The sequence below is a fragment of the Runella sp. genome (assembly GCF_965279615.1).
In the GTDB taxonomy this organism is placed as follows: domain Bacteria; phylum Bacteroidota; class Bacteroidia; order Cytophagales; family Spirosomataceae; genus Runella.
The window spans coordinates 7,316,823-7,333,350 of sequence record NZ_OZ257252.1 but is presented as its reverse complement, the minus strand read 5'-3'; the positions used below and the strand labels follow the sequence as shown (position 1 = coordinate 7,333,350).

15 protein-coding genes are annotated in these 16,528 nt (G+C 43.0%); 3 read left to right on the top strand and 12 right to left on the bottom strand.

The annotated features are described in order from the left end of the window. Nucleotides 1–83: 83 nt before the first annotated feature. From bcp to ACQY73_RS30830, 9 genes are all read right to left on the bottom strand, one after another. Nucleotides 84–533: a thioredoxin-dependent thiol peroxidase gene (bcp, locus tag ACQY73_RS30870; RefSeq protein ID WP_428658025.1), complete on the bottom strand. Its 450-nt coding sequence runs from the start codon at nucleotides 531–533 to the stop codon at nucleotides 84–86. Next, the gene (locus ACQY73_RS30865) at nucleotides 466–2,472 is read right to left on the bottom strand and encodes a M23 family metallopeptidase (RefSeq protein ID WP_428658024.1); all 2,007 of its coding nucleotides are present in this window, start codon (nucleotides 2,470–2,472) and stop codon (nucleotides 466–468) included. Before ACQY73_RS30865 ends, bcp begins: the two co-directional genes overlap by 68 nt. A gap of 101 nt (nucleotides 2,473–2,573) precedes the next feature. Beyond that, entirely contained in the window at nucleotides 2,574–3,185 is a 612-nt protein-coding gene (locus ACQY73_RS30860) for a fumarylacetoacetate hydrolase family protein (protein ID WP_428658023.1), read from the bottom strand. A gap of 55 nt (nucleotides 3,186–3,240) precedes the next feature. Further along, nucleotides 3,241–4,440, bottom strand: a complete 1,200-nt coding sequence (locus ACQY73_RS30855) for a mechanosensitive ion channel domain-containing protein (protein WP_428658022.1) — start codon at nucleotides 4,438–4,440, stop codon at nucleotides 3,241–3,243. 216 nt (nucleotides 4,441–4,656) lie between these two features. Further along, nucleotides 4,657–5,511: an alpha/beta hydrolase gene (locus tag ACQY73_RS30850; protein ID WP_428658021.1), complete on the bottom strand. Its 855-nt coding sequence runs from the start codon at nucleotides 5,509–5,511 to the stop codon at nucleotides 4,657–4,659. A gap of 152 nt (nucleotides 5,512–5,663) precedes the next feature. Next, complete coding sequence (gene mgrA, locus ACQY73_RS30845) at nucleotides 5,664–6,653, bottom strand: L-glyceraldehyde 3-phosphate reductase (RefSeq protein ID WP_428658020.1); 990 nt, start codon at nucleotides 6,651–6,653, stop codon at nucleotides 5,664–5,666. Between the two features lie 37 nt (nucleotides 6,654–6,690). Then, complete coding sequence (locus tag ACQY73_RS30840; RefSeq protein ID WP_428658019.1) at nucleotides 6,691–8,646, bottom strand: sialate O-acetylesterase; 1,956 nt, start codon at nucleotides 8,644–8,646, stop codon at nucleotides 6,691–6,693. Between the two features lie 32 nt (nucleotides 8,647–8,678). Then, on the bottom strand, nucleotides 8,679–9,689 hold the full coding sequence (locus ACQY73_RS30835) for a glycoside hydrolase family 5 protein (RefSeq protein ID WP_428658018.1): 1,011 nt from the start codon (nucleotides 9,687–9,689) through the stop codon (nucleotides 8,679–8,681). Nucleotides 9,690–9,821: 132 nt separating this feature from the next. Then, the gene (locus tag ACQY73_RS30830; protein WP_428658017.1) at nucleotides 9,822–11,192 is read right to left on the bottom strand and encodes a right-handed parallel beta-helix repeat-containing protein; all 1,371 of its coding nucleotides are present in this window, start codon (nucleotides 11,190–11,192) and stop codon (nucleotides 9,822–9,824) included. 296 nt (nucleotides 11,193–11,488) lie between these two features. Here ACQY73_RS30830 and ACQY73_RS30825 point away from each other — a divergent pair, with 296 nt between their 5' ends. Next, the gene (locus tag ACQY73_RS30825; RefSeq protein ID WP_428658016.1) at nucleotides 11,489–12,220 is read left to right on the top strand and encodes a DUF3667 domain-containing protein; all 732 of its coding nucleotides are present in this window, start codon (nucleotides 11,489–11,491) and stop codon (nucleotides 12,218–12,220) included. Here ACQY73_RS30825 and ACQY73_RS30820 read toward each other — a convergent pair. From ACQY73_RS30820 to ACQY73_RS30810, 3 genes are all read right to left on the bottom strand, one after another. Beyond that, entirely contained in the window at nucleotides 12,217–12,924 is a 708-nt protein-coding gene (locus tag ACQY73_RS30820; protein WP_428658015.1) for an NUDIX hydrolase, read from the bottom strand. The genes ACQY73_RS30825 and ACQY73_RS30820 overlap by 4 nt on opposite strands. Before the next feature lie 123 nt (nucleotides 12,925–13,047). After that, complete coding sequence (gene rimK / locus ACQY73_RS30815) at nucleotides 13,048–13,950, bottom strand: 30S ribosomal protein S6--L-glutamate ligase (RefSeq protein ID WP_428658014.1); 903 nt, start codon at nucleotides 13,948–13,950, stop codon at nucleotides 13,048–13,050. 108 nt (nucleotides 13,951–14,058) lie between these two features. Further along, nucleotides 14,059–14,520: an ATP-dependent zinc protease family protein gene (locus ACQY73_RS30810; protein WP_428658013.1), complete on the bottom strand. Its 462-nt coding sequence runs from the start codon at nucleotides 14,518–14,520 to the stop codon at nucleotides 14,059–14,061. 173 nt (nucleotides 14,521–14,693) lie between these two features. Between ACQY73_RS30810 and ACQY73_RS30805 the strand changes: the two genes are divergently transcribed. Together ACQY73_RS30805 and ACQY73_RS30800 are read left to right on the top strand one after the other, a co-directional pair. Further along, the gene (locus ACQY73_RS30805; RefSeq protein WP_428658012.1) at nucleotides 14,694–15,374 is read left to right on the top strand and encodes an RNA polymerase sigma-70 factor; all 681 of its coding nucleotides are present in this window, start codon (nucleotides 14,694–14,696) and stop codon (nucleotides 15,372–15,374) included. Between the two features lie 98 nt (nucleotides 15,375–15,472). Next, nucleotides 15,473–16,489 carry a FecR family protein gene (locus ACQY73_RS30800; protein ID WP_428658011.1) on the top strand — a complete coding sequence of 339 codons (1,017 nt, stop codon included), beginning with the start codon at nucleotides 15,473–15,475 and terminating at the stop codon, nucleotides 16,487–16,489. Nucleotides 16,490–16,528: the final 39 nt, after the last annotated feature.

Sequence of the window (16,528 nt, the reverse complement as noted above, 5' to 3'; positions counted from 1 at the left end):
AATTGAAATATGCGTAGGTTTGAAAATGTTACAAATATAATTGTCACGATGACACTTTTATCAAACTCTGCTAAAAAGTTCATCTAAGAAAATACTTGTGCTGCGTGATTCTTGGTGTCTACTTTAGAAATAACTTCCTGAATTACACCGGTTTCGTCGATAATAAAAGTAGTTCGAACAATGCCCATATACGTTTTGCCATACATGGATTTTTCACCCCATACGCCATAAGATTCTATGATAGCGCGGTCGGTATCGGCCAGAATAGGAAAAGGCAGGTGATATTTTTCGGCAAATTTTTTATGGGATTTTTCATCATCAGCGCTTACACCCAAAACAACATATCCTCTGGCGAGCATAGCATCATAGCTATCGCGAAGGCTACACGCCTGCGCCGTACAGCCAGGCGTATCGTCTTTGGGGTAAAAATAGAGGACAATTTTTTTGCCTTGAAAATCAGACAGTTTAACGGCGTTTCCGTTTTGATCCTTTGCCTCGAACGGCGGAGCTTTTTCTCCTGCTTGCAGTGCCATGTTTTTTTCGGGTAGCGGGTTTGACAACCGGTTCTTTGATTTCGGTCTGCAAGATAGCGATATTTCCCGCGCGGTCGGTCACTTCAAGTCGTAATTCGCCCTCAAAATCAAGGGTGTCTACCAACTTATCCGACCAAATGTAGTTGCGCTTGTAATCATAATTCATCAACACCCACTCTCCGTTCACAAAGGCGTTGAAAGAACCGATTCCCGACATTCCGTCGGAAATACGCGCCGATATGCTTTTTTTAGAGGATTGAATTAATCGCACAGAAGGAGGTGTTTCGTCGGTGGCAATGGCAAAATTCCCTAATTCGCGGGTGGTAAAATCAAGAATATCGCCTTGCCATTTTCCTCCCGCAAAACGCATACGTTCGCCGTCAAAGCGATAAGCGTGCGTTTTGTCAGGGTTTGCCGGCATTACATCCGGGCGAAAGTTGACGCCAATGGCATCCCGCAGCGGAATGTTTTCATCGTTGATGGTAAGGCCATTGGGTCTTGACTGTACTGCCAGATACAATGTATCAAAAATACTTTGATTGCCAAAACGCAGGATATAGCGATCCCCTTTGTACGTTTCGATGATATTGGGTTTGATACGCCCTTTAAACTCTGTCTTCAGCAATTTATTTCCAATTTGAATGGAATCCGGCAAGTATTCGCGTAAATCAAGCAGGTACACCGTTTCGCCGCTGTTGCGATAAGAAGGGGCGAGTTTTAAGCTTCTGTTTTTAACATAAATATCCGCTTGTGTCAACTGAGAAAGACCAAATGCCGAGATCTTGAGCACATTTTCAACCGCATCAGATTTAAGATAAGCTACTGTCGGCATTGCCTCTGACTCTTCCAAAGGCGGTTGCAATTCCTGAGGAGGCTCCCCTTTGATTTTCAGGCGTAATACGGCTGAGTTTTCGTACGAATCAAAAAGTGTCACTTCTACATCGTGCATGAGGGTATCACGAATTTGCAGCTTGCCCCGATAACCATCGGTTCGATGTACATTGTATTGGTTTCCGTCGGGGTTATAGCAACGCAAATACCGAGCGCCTGTCTTCTGTTCGGTGGCATAGTCGATCAGGTTGTTATAATCGCGGGTAGACCACCCGGGAAAGGAGGTCATGTTATAGGCAAACACCTCTTCGCCATCCAGTTTTATTTCTACACAATTGACGCCATTTCTAAAATTAACACCGTTCATGGCGTCAAAAGCAATGAGTTCAAGTCCGATTTCGCCCCATGCTCTGATGGGTTGAGCTACGGTATAAAGACCCTCTTTTTGACGTACCGGCCGAAATGTTATTCTTTCAAACTCCCCATTGACCCGACTTTGCAGCGACATAGGCCTGATGGCCATGGATGTAAAATAAGGAGGAATTCGATCTTCAATTTCGGCAAAATCAAAGAATAACGGATTGAGGTAATTGTCTTTAGAGTCCCGAATTTCAAAATGCAAATGCGGTCCCGCCGACCCGCCCGTATTTCCCGAAAGCGCGATCAACTGCCCTTTGGTTACGGGAAATTGGTCGGGTGAGGGGTTCAATTCTATTTCAAACGATTGGCGTTCGTATTGTTTTTCACGCAAATAACTGCCCATAGGCTCCGCATACGAAAGCAAATGCCCATAAACGGTTGTCAAGCCATTGGGATGTTTGATAAAAATGACGTTGCCATAGCCCGTCGTTTGAACTTTGATGCGCGAAATGTAGCCATCGGCAGCGGCCAATACGGGCAATCCTTCCCGTTGTTGAGTACGGATATCAATACCTGCGTGGAAGTGATTGGTGCGGAGATCACCCAACACACCTGCCAACGTATTTTTTTGACCGGGATAAATCGGAAACTGAAAATACCCTTTAGGAAACGACTCTTTTTGGGCAAAAACTCCCTGAAAAACTCCGAAACAAAAGCAAAGAATGAATAAAGATCGTCTTTTTGTCATGCTGCAAGCATCTATTTTTTAACCGGAAAAATGCACAAAAGCCTCACAGAGATGCACAAAAATCGGTCCATTTTATTTACTCTCGCCTTTTATTTTCTACCTTATTTTACCTCAAACTCAAGCATTTTTTTACCTTCAATGTAAGCCGTCAGGGTGTCACCTACCTTTACGGCACTTACTCCTTTGGGAGTTCCGGTAAAAAGTAGATCACCGGTTTTGAGCGTAAAAAAGCGTGAAATAAACGATATGATGTAATCAATTTTAAACAACATCAACGACGTATTGCCTTGTTGGCGCGTCTCACCATTGACTTCCAAATGAAAATTCAAGTCCTGTAAATCCGCAAATTGTGCCTTGGGAATGAATTCTGAAACCGGCGCTGAGCCATCAAATGCCTTGGCCAATTCCCACGGTAATCCTTTTGACTTAAGTTTTGATTGTAAGTCACGGGCGGTAAAATCAATACCGATTCCAACCTCTTCGTAGTATTTGTGGGCAAACTTCTCGTCAATATTTTTACCCATTTTACTGATCTTTACCACTACTTCTACTTCATGGTGAAGGTCTTGCGTAAAATCGGGATAATAAAATGCCGCACCGTCTTTGAGCAGTGCCGTATCGGGCTTTTGAAAAATGACGGGGTCTTCGGGAACGGCGTTTTGAAGTTCGTGAATATGATCAACGTAATTGCGGCCAATGCAAATGATTTTCATGATAAGGCGTTTTTTATGCTCGCAAAGGTACAGAATTTCTCAAAAATGCGGCCTCTCAGGGGTCTATCATGGCAGGATAAAACTTTAAGTTTTCCTGATGCAGACGATTGTTCAGGCTTTGAACCACTTTTTCAAAAATTTCAGCGCTTCGTTGGGTAGGTGTTTGATAGGAAATCGTTATTTCGAGCCGTTCTCCGTTCCAGTCCGTGATTTTTACATCGGGGGTAAGGTGTATATCCGGTACGTCCAAGGTTTCCATTTGCTCGGTAATAATTGTTTTGAGGTGCGTAGAATCTGCCTCAGCGGTCGTATAGATTTTAATAACCCGTTTTTCATAACCCGCACGGGTATGGTTGATGATGGTATTGTTGAGCAAAGGACCGTTGGGGATCATGACGCGCCGCCCATCGCCCGTATCCAATACTGTGTTAAACATCAAAATATCACGAACGACGCCCGTATAACTTTGAGCCGTGATCTTCTCTCCTACTTTAAATTGCTTCATTAACAGAATGATAAAACCACCTGCAAAATTGGACAGGCTCCCCTGCAATGCAAAGCCGATAGCCAACGTAGCCGCACTGAATAAAGCCACAAAACCGGTCACTTTCAGGCCCAAAAAGGCACCGGCCACCATGATGATACTGATGCGTAAAACGATAAAAATAAGGCTCTTAATAAAGCTTTTAACGGACGCATCAATGCGAAGTCGATTGTCTATAAAAGATTTTAAGGGTCGTTCAAACCAGTTGATCAATCCAAATCCAATCAATAACAGCACAAATGCTATTCCCAGTTTTATTCCCCATTCAACCAGCGTTTCGGAATATTCAATAAATTGGGTTTTCATCCGTACCAGAAATGTTTTGGTCTGTGAGGGGCACACTTGAATATTTTGGTACAAAACAATTTTTTGAGCAATTACCTGGTCTTTCGTTTTATCGGCATAATAGCCCTCTACTTCTACATAGACCCGGCTTAATTTTTCCCGCCGCGCTTTTTTGTAAATGTCTTTGAGTTCTGCATAAACTCCTTTTGGTAATATTCGGACAATCTTTCCCGTTCTGCAATCGCTCAATGTAGGTGTACGACCCAGTTGAGAATACATTCCCCGAAACGACTCAGCAGTAAGCGTATCGCCAAATAATTCTGCGGCAGGAAATGCCGGCATCGTTTGACTATATCCCTGAAAATCAATAGTAAATGCAAAAATTAATCCTAAAAAGAGTGAGGCAGTAAAACGAAATATACGCATGAACACTGACGTTGGTTATCCTATACTAACGTATTTATAACCCGTTTGACATAAAAAAATTCACAAAGGTGGCGTTTCCGCACGGCGAACCATTCCGAATTCCACAAAGGTTGCGCTTCTCCGAAGCTTTTTTGATTGGTCATCCATTGGTAGTGTTTCCACCATCAATCTACAAAGGTTGCGCTTCTCCGAAGCTTTTGTGTTTTTTACTATTCTTTATTTTGATTTGTTTTCCAAGTACCCTGCATCCAACATCCATTCGGTCATGCGTTGAGGCCACACCTGCAATGTTTTGAGTGGGGTACGTTTGCCCATATTAAATCCGTGATTGCCTTTGGCATAAATGTGTACTTCAATGGGCACTTTTGCTTCACGGTATTTACGGAGTAAATCTACAACGGGTCCTGCACAGCAGGGGTCTTCGTTGGCTACCAAGGCAAACGCAGGAGGTGCATCATTCGGTATCGTGCCGGGAATGTATAATGGCCCCGGATAGACCAACATCTGAAAATTGGGCTTGCCATTCAATCGGTCAATGGCATCGGGCGCATTGGCGTCTCCTTTTCCACTAACATAAGCGACCAGCGCCACCGTTTCTCCCCCTGCCGAAAAACCCAACATTCCAACGCGGCTCGTATCTATTCCCCATTCAGCCGCGCGACTTCTCACCAAACGAATGGCGCGATGTGCGTCTTGGCGCACATGGGTTTCAAATTTATAAGGAGAATTAGGCTCACGTGCCAAACGGTATTTTAACACAAAAGCAGTTACACCGATACTGTTCAGGTATTCGGCGGCCTCTTTTCCTTCAGACGTGATAACCAACTGATTATGCCCCCCGCCCGGACAAACAATTACGGCTGTCCCATTGGCTTTTTCTTTAGGCGGCAAATACACGGTTACCGATGGATTATGAATATTTTTTACCCACCAATCTTTAGCTTCTTCGGGTTCATTCCGGCGGTTTTCAAAACCGGGAGCGCCTTTTTCCCACAACGGAATCACCGTTGGAGTTTGCTGTGCCAACGTCACAAAAGGAGCGAAAAGAAGGGTAAGCAGTAGTTTTTTCATGGGATCAGAAGATTTCAAAGATCGTTTTTTTACATTTTTGTAAATAGGGAATTTTCAAATATTGCAATCCCGTAGGGGCAGGCCTTGCGTCTGCCCAAAACCGCGTAACCAAAATCGTATACAACGTAATCGGGCAGGCGCGAGGCCTGCCTCTACAGTAGGATTTCTTCAATTTTCGTTAATTCCTCAGTACTGAATTGTAGGTTGTCCAAGCATTTTAACGAATCCTGCAACTGCGATACGCGGCTCGCACCGATCAAAACCGACGTAACGCGTTCGTCTTTCAACAGCCACGCCAATGCCATTTGCGCCAACGTTTGACCTCGTTCGATTGCCAATGCATTGAGTTTTTCTATTTTTTGAAGCGTTTCCGGCGTAATTTGGCTTGTTTGCAAAAATCCGTGCGACTTGGCCGCCCTTGAGTCCGTGGGAATTCCTTTCAAATATTTATCTGTCAAAAGGCCTTGAGCCAACGGTGAAAAAGGGATACAACCAACGCCCGTTTCGCCCAAAACATCCATCAAACCACCTTCTACCCAACGCTCAAACATGGAGTATTTGGGTTGGTGAATAAGGCACGGCGTCCCCAAATCTTTCAAAATCTTTATAGCTTTGGCAGAATCTTCGGCAGAATAGTTTGAAATTCCCACATAAAGCGCCTTACCCTGACGAACGATGCTATCCAAAGCGCCCATCGTTTCTTCCAGCGGTGTATTGGGGTCGGGACGGTGGGAATAGAAAATATCGACATATTCCAAGCCCATCCGTTTTAGACTTTGGTCACAACTTGAAATCACATATTTCCGCGACCCCCATTCGCCATACGGCCCGGGCCACATTAAATATCCGGCTTTTGATGAAATAATTAACTCATCACGGTAGGCCGCAAAATCTTTTTTGAGCAATACACCAAAATTTTCTTCGGCAGAGCCGGGTGGCGGTCCATAATTATTAGCCAAATCAAAATGAGTGATTCCTGCGTCAAAAGCAGTTCGGAGAATGGCACGATAATTCTCAAAAATATCCACACCGCCGAAATTATGCCATAATCCTAAAGAAATAGCCGGCAGTTTGAGTCCGCTTTTTCCGCATCGACGGTAAGTCATTTGCTCATAGCGAGCGGGAGTGGGTACGTAAGTCATTAATTATGATCCGTTAAAAATCTTTCGTCTGTACAACCTAATTAAACTTTTGCCCCACGGTTTTTCCTTGCCAGTCGTCAGTGCGGAAAGGGCTTGCGGGCAAGCCATCACTGTTAAACAAATTGGCGTCTTCGGGGGCATCAGCCCAGCCATAACGCACTGCAACGGGTTTTTGGCCTTTGGGGTGATAGACTTCCACTTTATCGCCGATAAGCTCCGCTTTGGCGTAATAGAACACTTTATCTTCTCCCGCAATTTCGAAACCTTTTACATAACCGAATTTATCCTTAACCATCAGGCCTGCGCCCGTATAATCAAACGTAATCAACGCCCTATCTTCCTCAAAATGAACAGATTCGTACATTGGCCCTGAATGCAGCACATCAAAACCATAATTAGCTTTAAGGGCATTCAACGCCAAACGATGACCCACATCCTGCTTGTTGGTCGGGTGAATATCCTTGGGATTGCCAATATCGGTCGTAACGGCCATGCCGGTTTTCGGAAGGCTCAATGTCATGGTTTGCGCTTCGCGAAGTTCGGCCCAATTGCTGCCTTCGTTGCTGTTTTGATAACCGCCATAATCGGCCAATTGGACAAAATAAAAAGAGAATTCATCGGCCCAACGCTGCCTCCAATCGTTGATCATCAACGGAAATGTTTGGCGGTACTGATACGCTCGTCCCGCATTGGATTCTCCCTGATACCATAAAGCACCGCGAATGGCAAAGGGAACCAGGGGAGCGATCATGCCGTTATAAATGGTCGTCGCTACATTGTTACAGCTGTGATTATACGTATGTTTTTCGGCAAAAGACGGCATCAAATACCAGTCCGTTGCCAAACTCACTTTGCCGGCTTTTGAACTTACAAACAGATCATCAGGTATACCATTGATGCCCAAGCCATACCAGGGAAATTGTACCATATTTCCAAATTTTACCACCAGTTGATTATTTCCGTTCTTCCAAGCATTGGCAGGTAACGTAATTTTGCGCACTCCTTCTACAACTCCTTCCGAAACCAATTGCCCATTGATGTAAATTTCATTGAAACTATCCTGAATACCCAAGCCAAGCGTGGTTGGTTGATTGGTCATTTCTTCCGAAATTTCTACTGTACGTGCCATAAAACCTTTGCCCCGAAACATCCAAATCCCCTTCCAATCCCATTGACCAATCGGGCTGCCGGCCTTGAGCCATTTTGAAAAATCATAGCCTGCTTCGGTATATTTTTTTTCGTCGGCCAAGGTTGGCGTTACCTCCGTTTTTAATAATTGCTTCTGCACTTTACGGTCAAGGATAGCGTCGGCTTCTTCCCATGTTTTTGGTAAATTTTCGGCATAAGGTTTTAACTCTTCATTGGTTGACATAGCTTCTTTACTGATCCAACCTTCTACCTGCGAGCCGCCCCACGACGAATGTAAAAGACCAATAGGAATCTTCAATTTTTGGTACAGCTCACGGGCAAAGAAAAAACCAACGGCAGTAAAATTGCCCACATTCTCCTCGTTACAGATCTTCCATTCACCCGAAGTAAGTTCAGCTTGTGGTTCTATGGTGACTTCATGTGCCACAAAAAAATGGCGTATTTGCGAAAAATCGGCATTTTTCTTCTCTGCTTTAAAATTATCCGATTGCCTGACAGGCCATTCCATGTTTGATTGACCTGAGCATAGCCATACTTCGCCCATCAGAATATCGTTCACCTCCAATTTGCCCGATTTTGCCGTAACAAGCATTTGGTGGGGCCCACCTGCTTCCATTGGCGTAAACTTTACCATCCATTTTCCGGAAGCATTCGCAGTGGCAATTTGTTTTTGTCCTGCTAAGGTTACCGTTACCTTTTCCTTAGGCTTGGCCCAGCCCCACACAGGAATGGGTTTTTGACGTTGCAACACTACATGATCAGAAAATAAACGCGCCAATTTAAGTTGGGCAAAACTTTGAGTTTGAACAATTAAAAAGCAAAAGAGTAGAAATCGTTTCATCATAGATATGGATTATGTTACAAAACAGTACGGGGTTAAGGTTTACTTCCGGAGTTAAATTCTAAAAGCGCTTTTTTGAAGAATTTTCCTTGTCTTGTGGGGGTAAAATCCCAATCGGAAAACATGCGCGGCGCCCAACGGTCATCAAAAACCCATCCCACCCAGCTGATACCACGCTCGGCGGTGTATTTGGTAATGGCCTCGCCGTACGATTCATCACTAATAACCGGAACGTGTGCACCCACTTCTTCCGCCCCGGAAAAACCGATCTCGGTTAGGATCATGGGATATTTTTTAGCAACAAAGCCCCAATCAGCCGTCCATTTATCTTCCCAGGGCTTAGGTCTTTTCATTGGATACGGGTGACTGACATAGGCTATTCCCGGCGCACTGATGGGATTTTTTTTGACGGGTGTGAGGTCATACGCCCAATTGAATCCTGCCACTAAGGGGATGGCATCGTTTCCGTGAGCGCGAATAATGCCGATCATTTCCTCGTTAAACTCTTTCCACTGCGCCCAAGTGCAAGTCCCAAGCTGACCGTTATAAACAGTGGGTTCGTTGAACAATTCAAAGAAGGCAACGGTAGTGTTTCCTTTGAAATGTTTGGCCATCGTACGCCAAAACTCAAAGGTTTCTTTTTGGGTGGTTTCGTACATATCAGCCTGGTACATTTCAGTGCGCAAATTGCCAATCGAATGCCAGTCAATAATGACGTACAAACCTAATTCTGTGGCCCATTTTACCCCATCATCAAGCAACTTTAGGTAATTGTCTTTCCCCTGTTTTCGCCACGTTGTTGGGTGGACGGGAAAACGCACAATTGTTGCGCCCCAATTCTTAACTTCCTGAAAAAAAGCTTTACTCCAATGTCCTTTATTGAGCAGATTGTCAGGATCAGCTACATTTAAGCCTCTAAAAACGACCGGTTTCCCTTCTTCCGTCACAAATTGATTGCCTTCTACCTTGATTTTTTTTAGGGTGGCTTGGGCAAGAACATTGGTTGAAAGGGCGAGGAGGAGCAAATAAGTCAAAATGTATTTCATATTTTTCAGAACGCTGATCCCGAACGCGTTCGGGATGATTTTTTAAGATAAAATTATGGTTGTGTTTTATAGTCCGAATTGATTTAAATGCAGACTTGGAAAGGTTTAAAAACTTTCCAAGTCTCAAAACTCTCACTCTGTTAGCTTTTTTCTTAATTCCGCTACTTGTGCTTCGTTGCATTTTTTGCAAAGAACAGGCGCAGTCGTAATGGCAGATTTGTACCGATTGCCTTTGAATTGAGCCAAATTATCTGTTAAAAGGCTATCGCAACGGACCAACGTTGTGCCTTTGGACAGTTCAAAATAGTTATTTTCAAATTTAATATTCCTGAAATAAACATTGTTGAAAAACACCGCAGCCGGTGTTCCATTCACGGTATTTCTCGCGGTAACATACACTTTATTATTTTGAATGAGACAACCGTCTACCTGATATTCATGGCTTGCGCCGCTGATGCTTATTCCTCCGTAACTGTTTTTCAAGCCGTCGTTACGACTTACGTTGTTAACCACTTGGTTATTAGTGCATTTATTGGGTGAACCAAACTCACAAATCAAGTACCCTGCTCCTTCGTTATCGTGCGAATTACAGTTTCGAATGATGCAATCTGACGCGCCACCGTCGATGTCAAATCCTCCTCCGTCGTGGTATAGACCCGCATGATTGTGGTGAGAAACGGAATGTTGAATGATTGCTTTGCGACAATTCCAAACCCAAATTCCCACCGGGCCGCCGTTCAAACTTCGGGAATAAGCCCCGTTCTCATAGGCTTCGCACCACTCGATCAATACATCTTCAGCGCCACTGAGTACAATCCCATTTCCCGTATGACTTTTAGTATTTGTTGTATCTCCCTTATTCTGAAAAGCTTTGCAATAACTTACGTGAATATTTCGGTGCGACATACTCGGATAATACGCCAAAGAACCAATCCCTGCATCACCGTTTTGGGAAGCAATGCAACGGGTTATTTTGACATTTTCAAAACCGGTTTTGTCGCTTTTGTCTCCATTGATCAATATACCGTAGCGATGAAAACCGTAGGCTTCGCAATCAACAATTTCAATATTGGAAAGCTTTGTATTTGGCTTATCCACCAAAAATTCAATGCCGCTTTTTCGGTTCTTACTTACCCCATTGCCTTTTACGATCAATTTCCGCAAACTGATCCATTGGGTATTATGCACAAAAATCCCGCCTTCATCGCCGGCATCTATCATTGCTTTTTCTTTTCCGAAAGAACTGATCCGCAACGGCTTATCGGGAGTTCCACCATCATTTTCATCCAGTAAAAGTGTTCCTGAAAATATTTTCCCTCCTTCAAATAACAACGCATCGCCCGCCTTCAAGTTCATTTGATTTACCTTGCCGATGGTTCTCCAAGCCTTAGCAACGCTTTTGCCATCATTGGCGTCGTTCCCTTGAGGACTCACATAATAGGTTTGGCCCGTTTCACCAACTACCGGAAATGACCAAATCAGGAACAGAATTGGGAAAATCATAATTAAGGCTACGGATTTTGGTTGAGCGTTGCAAAATCTATACACACAAACAGACATTGTCAAAATTACCCCTAAGCTAAAAAGCACTAAAGTACGTGGCCATACCTACCGCCATGACCCCATGCATTAAAAAGCGTCAATATGTACCAAAATGAACAATTTACAAATTAAGGATTCTGGCTGACAATTTTAAAAACAGCACTTTTCAACTCTTTTTTGAAGATTAGTTCCGGATTTAACCAATTAAATTTGGCCTGAATTTGTATCTTGCCTTACCATTCTTTTTCATCCCCTTTATGACCTCAGCGATTTGCAAGAACTGTAAAAATTCTCTGGAAGCGAAAGACGATTTCTGTCCTAAGTGCGGTCAATCCGCCCATACTCACCGCATTGATATGCATCATATTTGGCACGATGTAGTGCATGCCTTTGTCCACGCAGATAAAGGCGTCATTCATTTGACCAAAGAATTAGCGTTACAACCCGGCATTGTAGTAAAAGAGTATGTGGAAGGTAAGAGGAAGAAATATTATAATCCCTTCAGTTATTTGGTACTCACCGTTGCCATTTCGGCATTTTTGACCCATTATTTTCATTTAATGGAATATAATCCCCAAAAGGTCAATCCTGTCACAGAGCTGACTTCAAAATATTTCAACCTGATTTTGTTTGTGGCAGCTCCTGTTTCGGCACTTTACAGTTGGTTACTTTTTCGTCGCAGAGGCTATAATTTTGCCGAAAATCTTGTGCTACAAGCCTTCTTAGGAGGATTTCGTGTCGTATTCTTTATCCTTATTTTTACCCCGCTGGTTATATTATTTCGGTCTTATTATTACTACATGCTCAGTATTTACTTTTCGGCGTGGAGTGTTTTTTCGGCATGGGCCGGTATTCAGTTTTTTGGAGGGCCTAAATGGCTCACTATTCTCAAAACGTTTCTGGTACTGTTCTTCACACAAATGACGATTTCCGTTATTATCTCTATCATCATTTATTGTATGTATTGGTTTGGCCGCATCTCCATTTAAAAGTCAGGGTTAGAGACAAAATTCAGAAAAGAGTTGCCGAAGGTATTGTATTTTTCCTTGTTGACAGCATAAAGGTAAGCACCTTTTTTAGAGGACTTTTGCTTCTCTTTCAGCTTCACGAGCAAGTGCGTTGAGAGGATTTTTCGGCTGAAATTGCGTTTGTCGAACGTCGTTTGAAAAATAGCTTCGTAGAGTTTTTGCAGTTGAGGAATCGTGAATTTTTCGGGCAAAAGTTCAAAGCCCAGTGGATGCAACGCTGCTTTGTAGCGAAGCTTCTGAATGGCGGAATCGATCATTTGGCGATGGTCAAAAAGCAATTCATTGGGCATTTCACTGACAGGAAACCAATGCGCATGGTGCGCCTGTGAAATGTTGGAATCGTAATGTTCAATGTTAATTAAGGCAAAATAAGCTACCGAGACGGTGCGATCTATGGGGTCACGATCAATATCGCCAAACGTATAAAGCTGCTCTAAGTATACGCCTTTCAGTCCGGTAAGTTCAAACAATATTCGTTCGGCAGATTGCTCCAGGTTTTCGTTGGGATTCAACCATCCTCCCATCAACGACCACGTATCAATGTGCTGATCGGGGCTGCGTTTTACCAACAGTATTTTCAAAAGATCACCGTCAAAACCAAAGATGATGGAATCCAGCGCCACAAGGCATTTCGGTTGGGTAGAATAGGATGCTTTATCCAGCATACAGAAAATGGATTAATCTTAGGTTAGGTGTCAAAATAGGGGTACGAGCCAACAATGGCTTTTCAACACGATACAGCCCGTTGTTCGCTCGTACACTAAAGGTAGCAAGTATTGATTTTTACCCTAAACCCCAATGGTATCGTTTTCGTCTGCCGGGATTTTTTCTTCAATGAAGGCGACAATCAAATCAGCGACGTTCACTCCCGTAATTTTTTCGATACCTTCCAGTCCCGGCGAAGAATTCACTTCCATGATCATTGGCCCGCGATTGGACTGAATCATATCAACCCCTGCCACGCGTACTCCCAACGCTCTTGCGGCCTGAAGAGCCGCTTTTTCTTCCTGATGGGTAAGCGTAATGGCCGTTGCACGTCCGCCACGATGAAGATTGGAGCGAAAATCACCCGATTTTCCCTGGCGTTTCATGGCAGCTACCACTTTATTGCCAACGATAAACGCCCGAATATCCGCTCCGTTAGATTCTGCGATGTATTCCTGAATCAAGACGTTGGTTTTCAACCCGTAAAAAGCCTCAATCGTTGATTTGGCTGCTGACTCCGATTCGGCTAAAACAACCCCAACGCCCTGTGTGCCTTCCAATAATTTAATGATAACGGGCGGACCACCTACCAACTCTATAAGCTTATCAATGTCTTTGGTCTGATTGGCAAAAACAGTTTTCGGAATTTGTACGCCTGCTTTTGAGAGGATCTGCAAGCTTCTCAGCTTATTTCGGGAACGCATGATGGCCTGTGATTTGACGGTAGAAAATACCTTCATCATTTCAAACTGCCGCACCACAGCACATCCATAATCAGTGACCGATGCTCCAATGCGCGGAATAATGGCATCGATCCCTTCCACGACGTTGTTTTTGTACAGAATAACAGGTTTTTCTTCTTCGATCATTACGTGGCACAGCGCGTGATTTATCACAACCGCTTCGTGCCCGTGGGCCCGAATGGCCTCTACTAAACGTTTGGTAGAGTATAATTTCGAGTTAGTGGAAAGAACTGCAATTTTCATTATAATAGTTCATAATCAGCCGCTTACCATTGCTATCTTTATTATAACAGCGCCAAAACGGAGGGATAAAATTAATGGGAAGTTGATTGAATCAAGGTTATCTTTTTGTTAATCCGATAAAGTTCGTTTCTGTCGGTAAGAAAGATTCTCTAAAGCAACATCTACTAAAAATCGGTTTCGGAGGAGTTTGCGTCCTAACAGCACCGGATAACGCATTTTTTCGCGGTCAGCCAACGAAAATTCGGCCTGAAAAGCTTTGCCGAAAATCACAATTCGCGTTCGAATCACATAACGCATTTCGGTTTGTCCAAAGGAGTTTTTGATGGATTTTAACTCGAATGTTTTGGCGACAAATCGTTTACGCTTTTCACCTTTATGTGCCGGGAGATAAAAAACAAGTCGTTCTTTGGTGACTTTTACGTTATAACAATGAATAGAGGAAGTATAGGCTCCGGTATCTACTTTGGCGCGAACATCCGCCAGTCCCAAATCAGGAAAATCCACGACATCAGTACGTCCTATGACGGGTTTGGTCAGTTGTTGTTCGTTCTTTTTGATTTTCGGCAGCATTTTGGATTACTTTGCAAAGATACGTTTTACGTCTGTATAGGCACTTATTCCAAAAAACATTCTTTGGTAAAGCTAATATTTCATTAGTTTTAGCCAATATATCACTGATAAAATAGTAGTAATTTAGGTTAAAGTGTAACTTTATGTACTGAAAGCTACAAAGCCATATTTTAATGAACACGATTTTAGACCTTGATTCTTATCCTCTTTCGGAGGTTCATCTGCGCATAGCAGATGACGAGGCGCATGATAACAGTGGAGAAGACCGAACAGATGTAGAATTTTTCATTCGCCAAGCTTTTCAAGACAACCCCCAACTTGGTTGTGAACTGTTGTATCGCTCTTATTATCAACCCCTGTGTAGTCATGCGGTGCGTTTTCTTTATTCAAAAACCATCGCAGAAGACTTAGTTTCTGACATTTTTTATCAATTTTATCTAAAAGAAACGCACCGCGAAATCACGACATCTTTCCGGGCTTATTTGTATAAAACGGTACGCCATCGCGCGTACAATTACCTGCAGAGAGAATCAAAACGCATGACGGGTCTGGATAGTGTAGAGGATTTTTCCGGCGAAACTTCTATGCAACCCGATTCCGTCACTCAATACGAAGAGTTATACCAAGACATTGAAAAAGCTATTTCCAATTTGCCGGCTCAACAACGAAAAATTTACCTGCTATATCGTTTTGAAGGAAAGAAATACGCCGAAATTGCCGACCAACTTCATCTTTCCTTACGAACCATCGAAGTTCAGATACGGAAAGCAAATAATACCGTTCGGGATGTTCTTAAATTGAAAGGGGTATTGTTTCTGCATGGTTTTATCCAGCTCGGCCTTTCTATTTTTTAAATTTTTATAAAAAAAATAAAATATCAGATAAGGGTTTTAGAGTCTCTCTTGTGTCTATCCTATGAAAGTAATACAAAAGGACTCTAAAATACCATTTTGTGAAGCAAACCTTTATCACAAAGTCCCTTCTTTTCGATTATTTTGCCGGCCAACTTACGGCTCTGCAACGATCATTGATTGAGAATTGGGCCAAGGAGGCTGAAAATGAAGAGTTCTTTTTTGAATGCCTTCATGAATGGGAAACGACAAAACCCATGTACCAAGCGGATATTTTGCATGGTATTGAGCAATTTAAAACGAAGCCCGGTCTTGCTGAAACCACCACTGCCGATGAATTCGACAATGCTCCGAAACAGCCAAAAACCTTTAATTGGCGCAACTGGGCTTGGGGATTGAGTGCTGCAAGTTTTCTATTGATCTCATTTTTTACAGTCCTATATTATCAGGAACATATTTTTGTAAAAACCTTTACTACCGGATTTGGGCAAACCCAATCACTTGTTTTAGAAGATGGCAGTAACGTGACACTAAATGCCAATTCTTCCCTTACCGTTCCTCATTTTGGATTTGGCAGTTCTACCCGTACCGTTTTCTTAAAAGGTGAAGCCAATTTTTCAGTCATCCACACTCAAGATAATAAGCGATTCATTGTACGTACCGGTTCTTCATTTGATGTAGAAGTACTGGGTACCGAATTTACGGTAATGGCACGAGGAGATCATTCAAAAGTAATATTGACGCGCGGAAAAGTAAACATCCAGTATAAAAGCCAACACCAACGCCCCAAACTGCTGACCATGCATCCGGGCGAGTTGGTTTCTGTCAATTCAGGCGGCCGGATCAGGGTTAAGAAAATAACACACCCGGAAAATTATTCAGCCTGGAAACAAAATCGATTTGTATTTGACAACACAAGCCTTAACGAAATCGTCACTCTGTTACACGATAATTATGGATTAGACGCCAAGATCGCTGACAAAGAATTGAGTGAATATACACTTTCAGGTTCATTTCAGGCACACAATGCTGACGAACTTTTACAGGCATTATCCGAAATTTTATCCATTTCTATCTCTCATCATAATAAACAAGTTGTATTTAAAATTAATCATTAACTAATCTCATTTATTAATCTAATTAATCTACTTATGACA

Bases quoted from the DNA above. Each gene is read 5' to 3' on its own strand.
- rimK (WP_428658014.1), bottom strand. From the start codon at position 13,950: ATGAAAATTGCAGTTCTTTCCACTAACTCGAAATTATACTCTACCAAA.
- ACQY73_RS30865 (WP_428658024.1), bottom strand. From the start codon at position 2,472: ATGACAAAAAGACGATCTTTATTCATTCTTTGCTTTTGTTTCGGAGTT.
- mgrA (WP_428658020.1), bottom strand. From the start codon at position 6,653: ATGACTTACGTACCCACTCCCGCTCGCTATGAGCAAATGACTTACCGT.
- ACQY73_RS30855 (WP_428658022.1), bottom strand. From the start codon at position 4,440: ATGCGTATATTTCGTTTTACTGCCTCACTCTTTTTAGGATTAATTTTT.
- ACQY73_RS30820 (WP_428658015.1), bottom strand. From the start codon at position 12,924: ATGCTGGATAAAGCATCCTATTCTACCCAACCGAAATGCCTTGTGGCG.
- ACQY73_RS30840 (WP_428658019.1), bottom strand. From the start codon at position 8,646: ATGATGAAACGATTTCTACTCTTTTGCTTTTTAATTGTTCAAACTCAA.
- ACQY73_RS30805 (WP_428658012.1), top strand. From the start codon at position 14,694: ATGAACACGATTTTAGACCTTGATTCTTATCCTCTTTCGGAGGTTCAT.
- ACQY73_RS30810 (WP_428658013.1), bottom strand. From the start codon at position 14,520: ATGCTGCCGAAAATCAAAAAGAACGAACAACAACTGACCAAACCCGTC.
- ACQY73_RS30835 (WP_428658018.1), bottom strand. From the start codon at position 9,689: ATGAAATACATTTTGACTTATTTGCTCCTCCTCGCCCTTTCAACCAAT.
- bcp (WP_428658025.1), bottom strand. From the start codon at position 533: ATGGCACTGCAAGCAGGAGAAAAAGCTCCGCCGTTCGAGGCAAAGGAT.
- ACQY73_RS30830 (WP_428658017.1), bottom strand. From the start codon at position 11,192: ATGATTTTCCCAATTCTGTTCCTGATTTGGTCATTTCCGGTAGTTGGT.
- ACQY73_RS30850 (WP_428658021.1), bottom strand. From the start codon at position 5,511: ATGAAAAAACTACTGCTTACCCTTCTTTTCGCTCCTTTTGTGACGTTG.
- ACQY73_RS30825 (WP_428658016.1), top strand. From the start codon at position 11,489: ATGACCTCAGCGATTTGCAAGAACTGTAAAAATTCTCTGGAAGCGAAA.
- ACQY73_RS30860 (WP_428658023.1), bottom strand. From the start codon at position 3,185: ATGAAAATCATTTGCATTGGCCGCAATTACGTTGATCATATTCACGAA.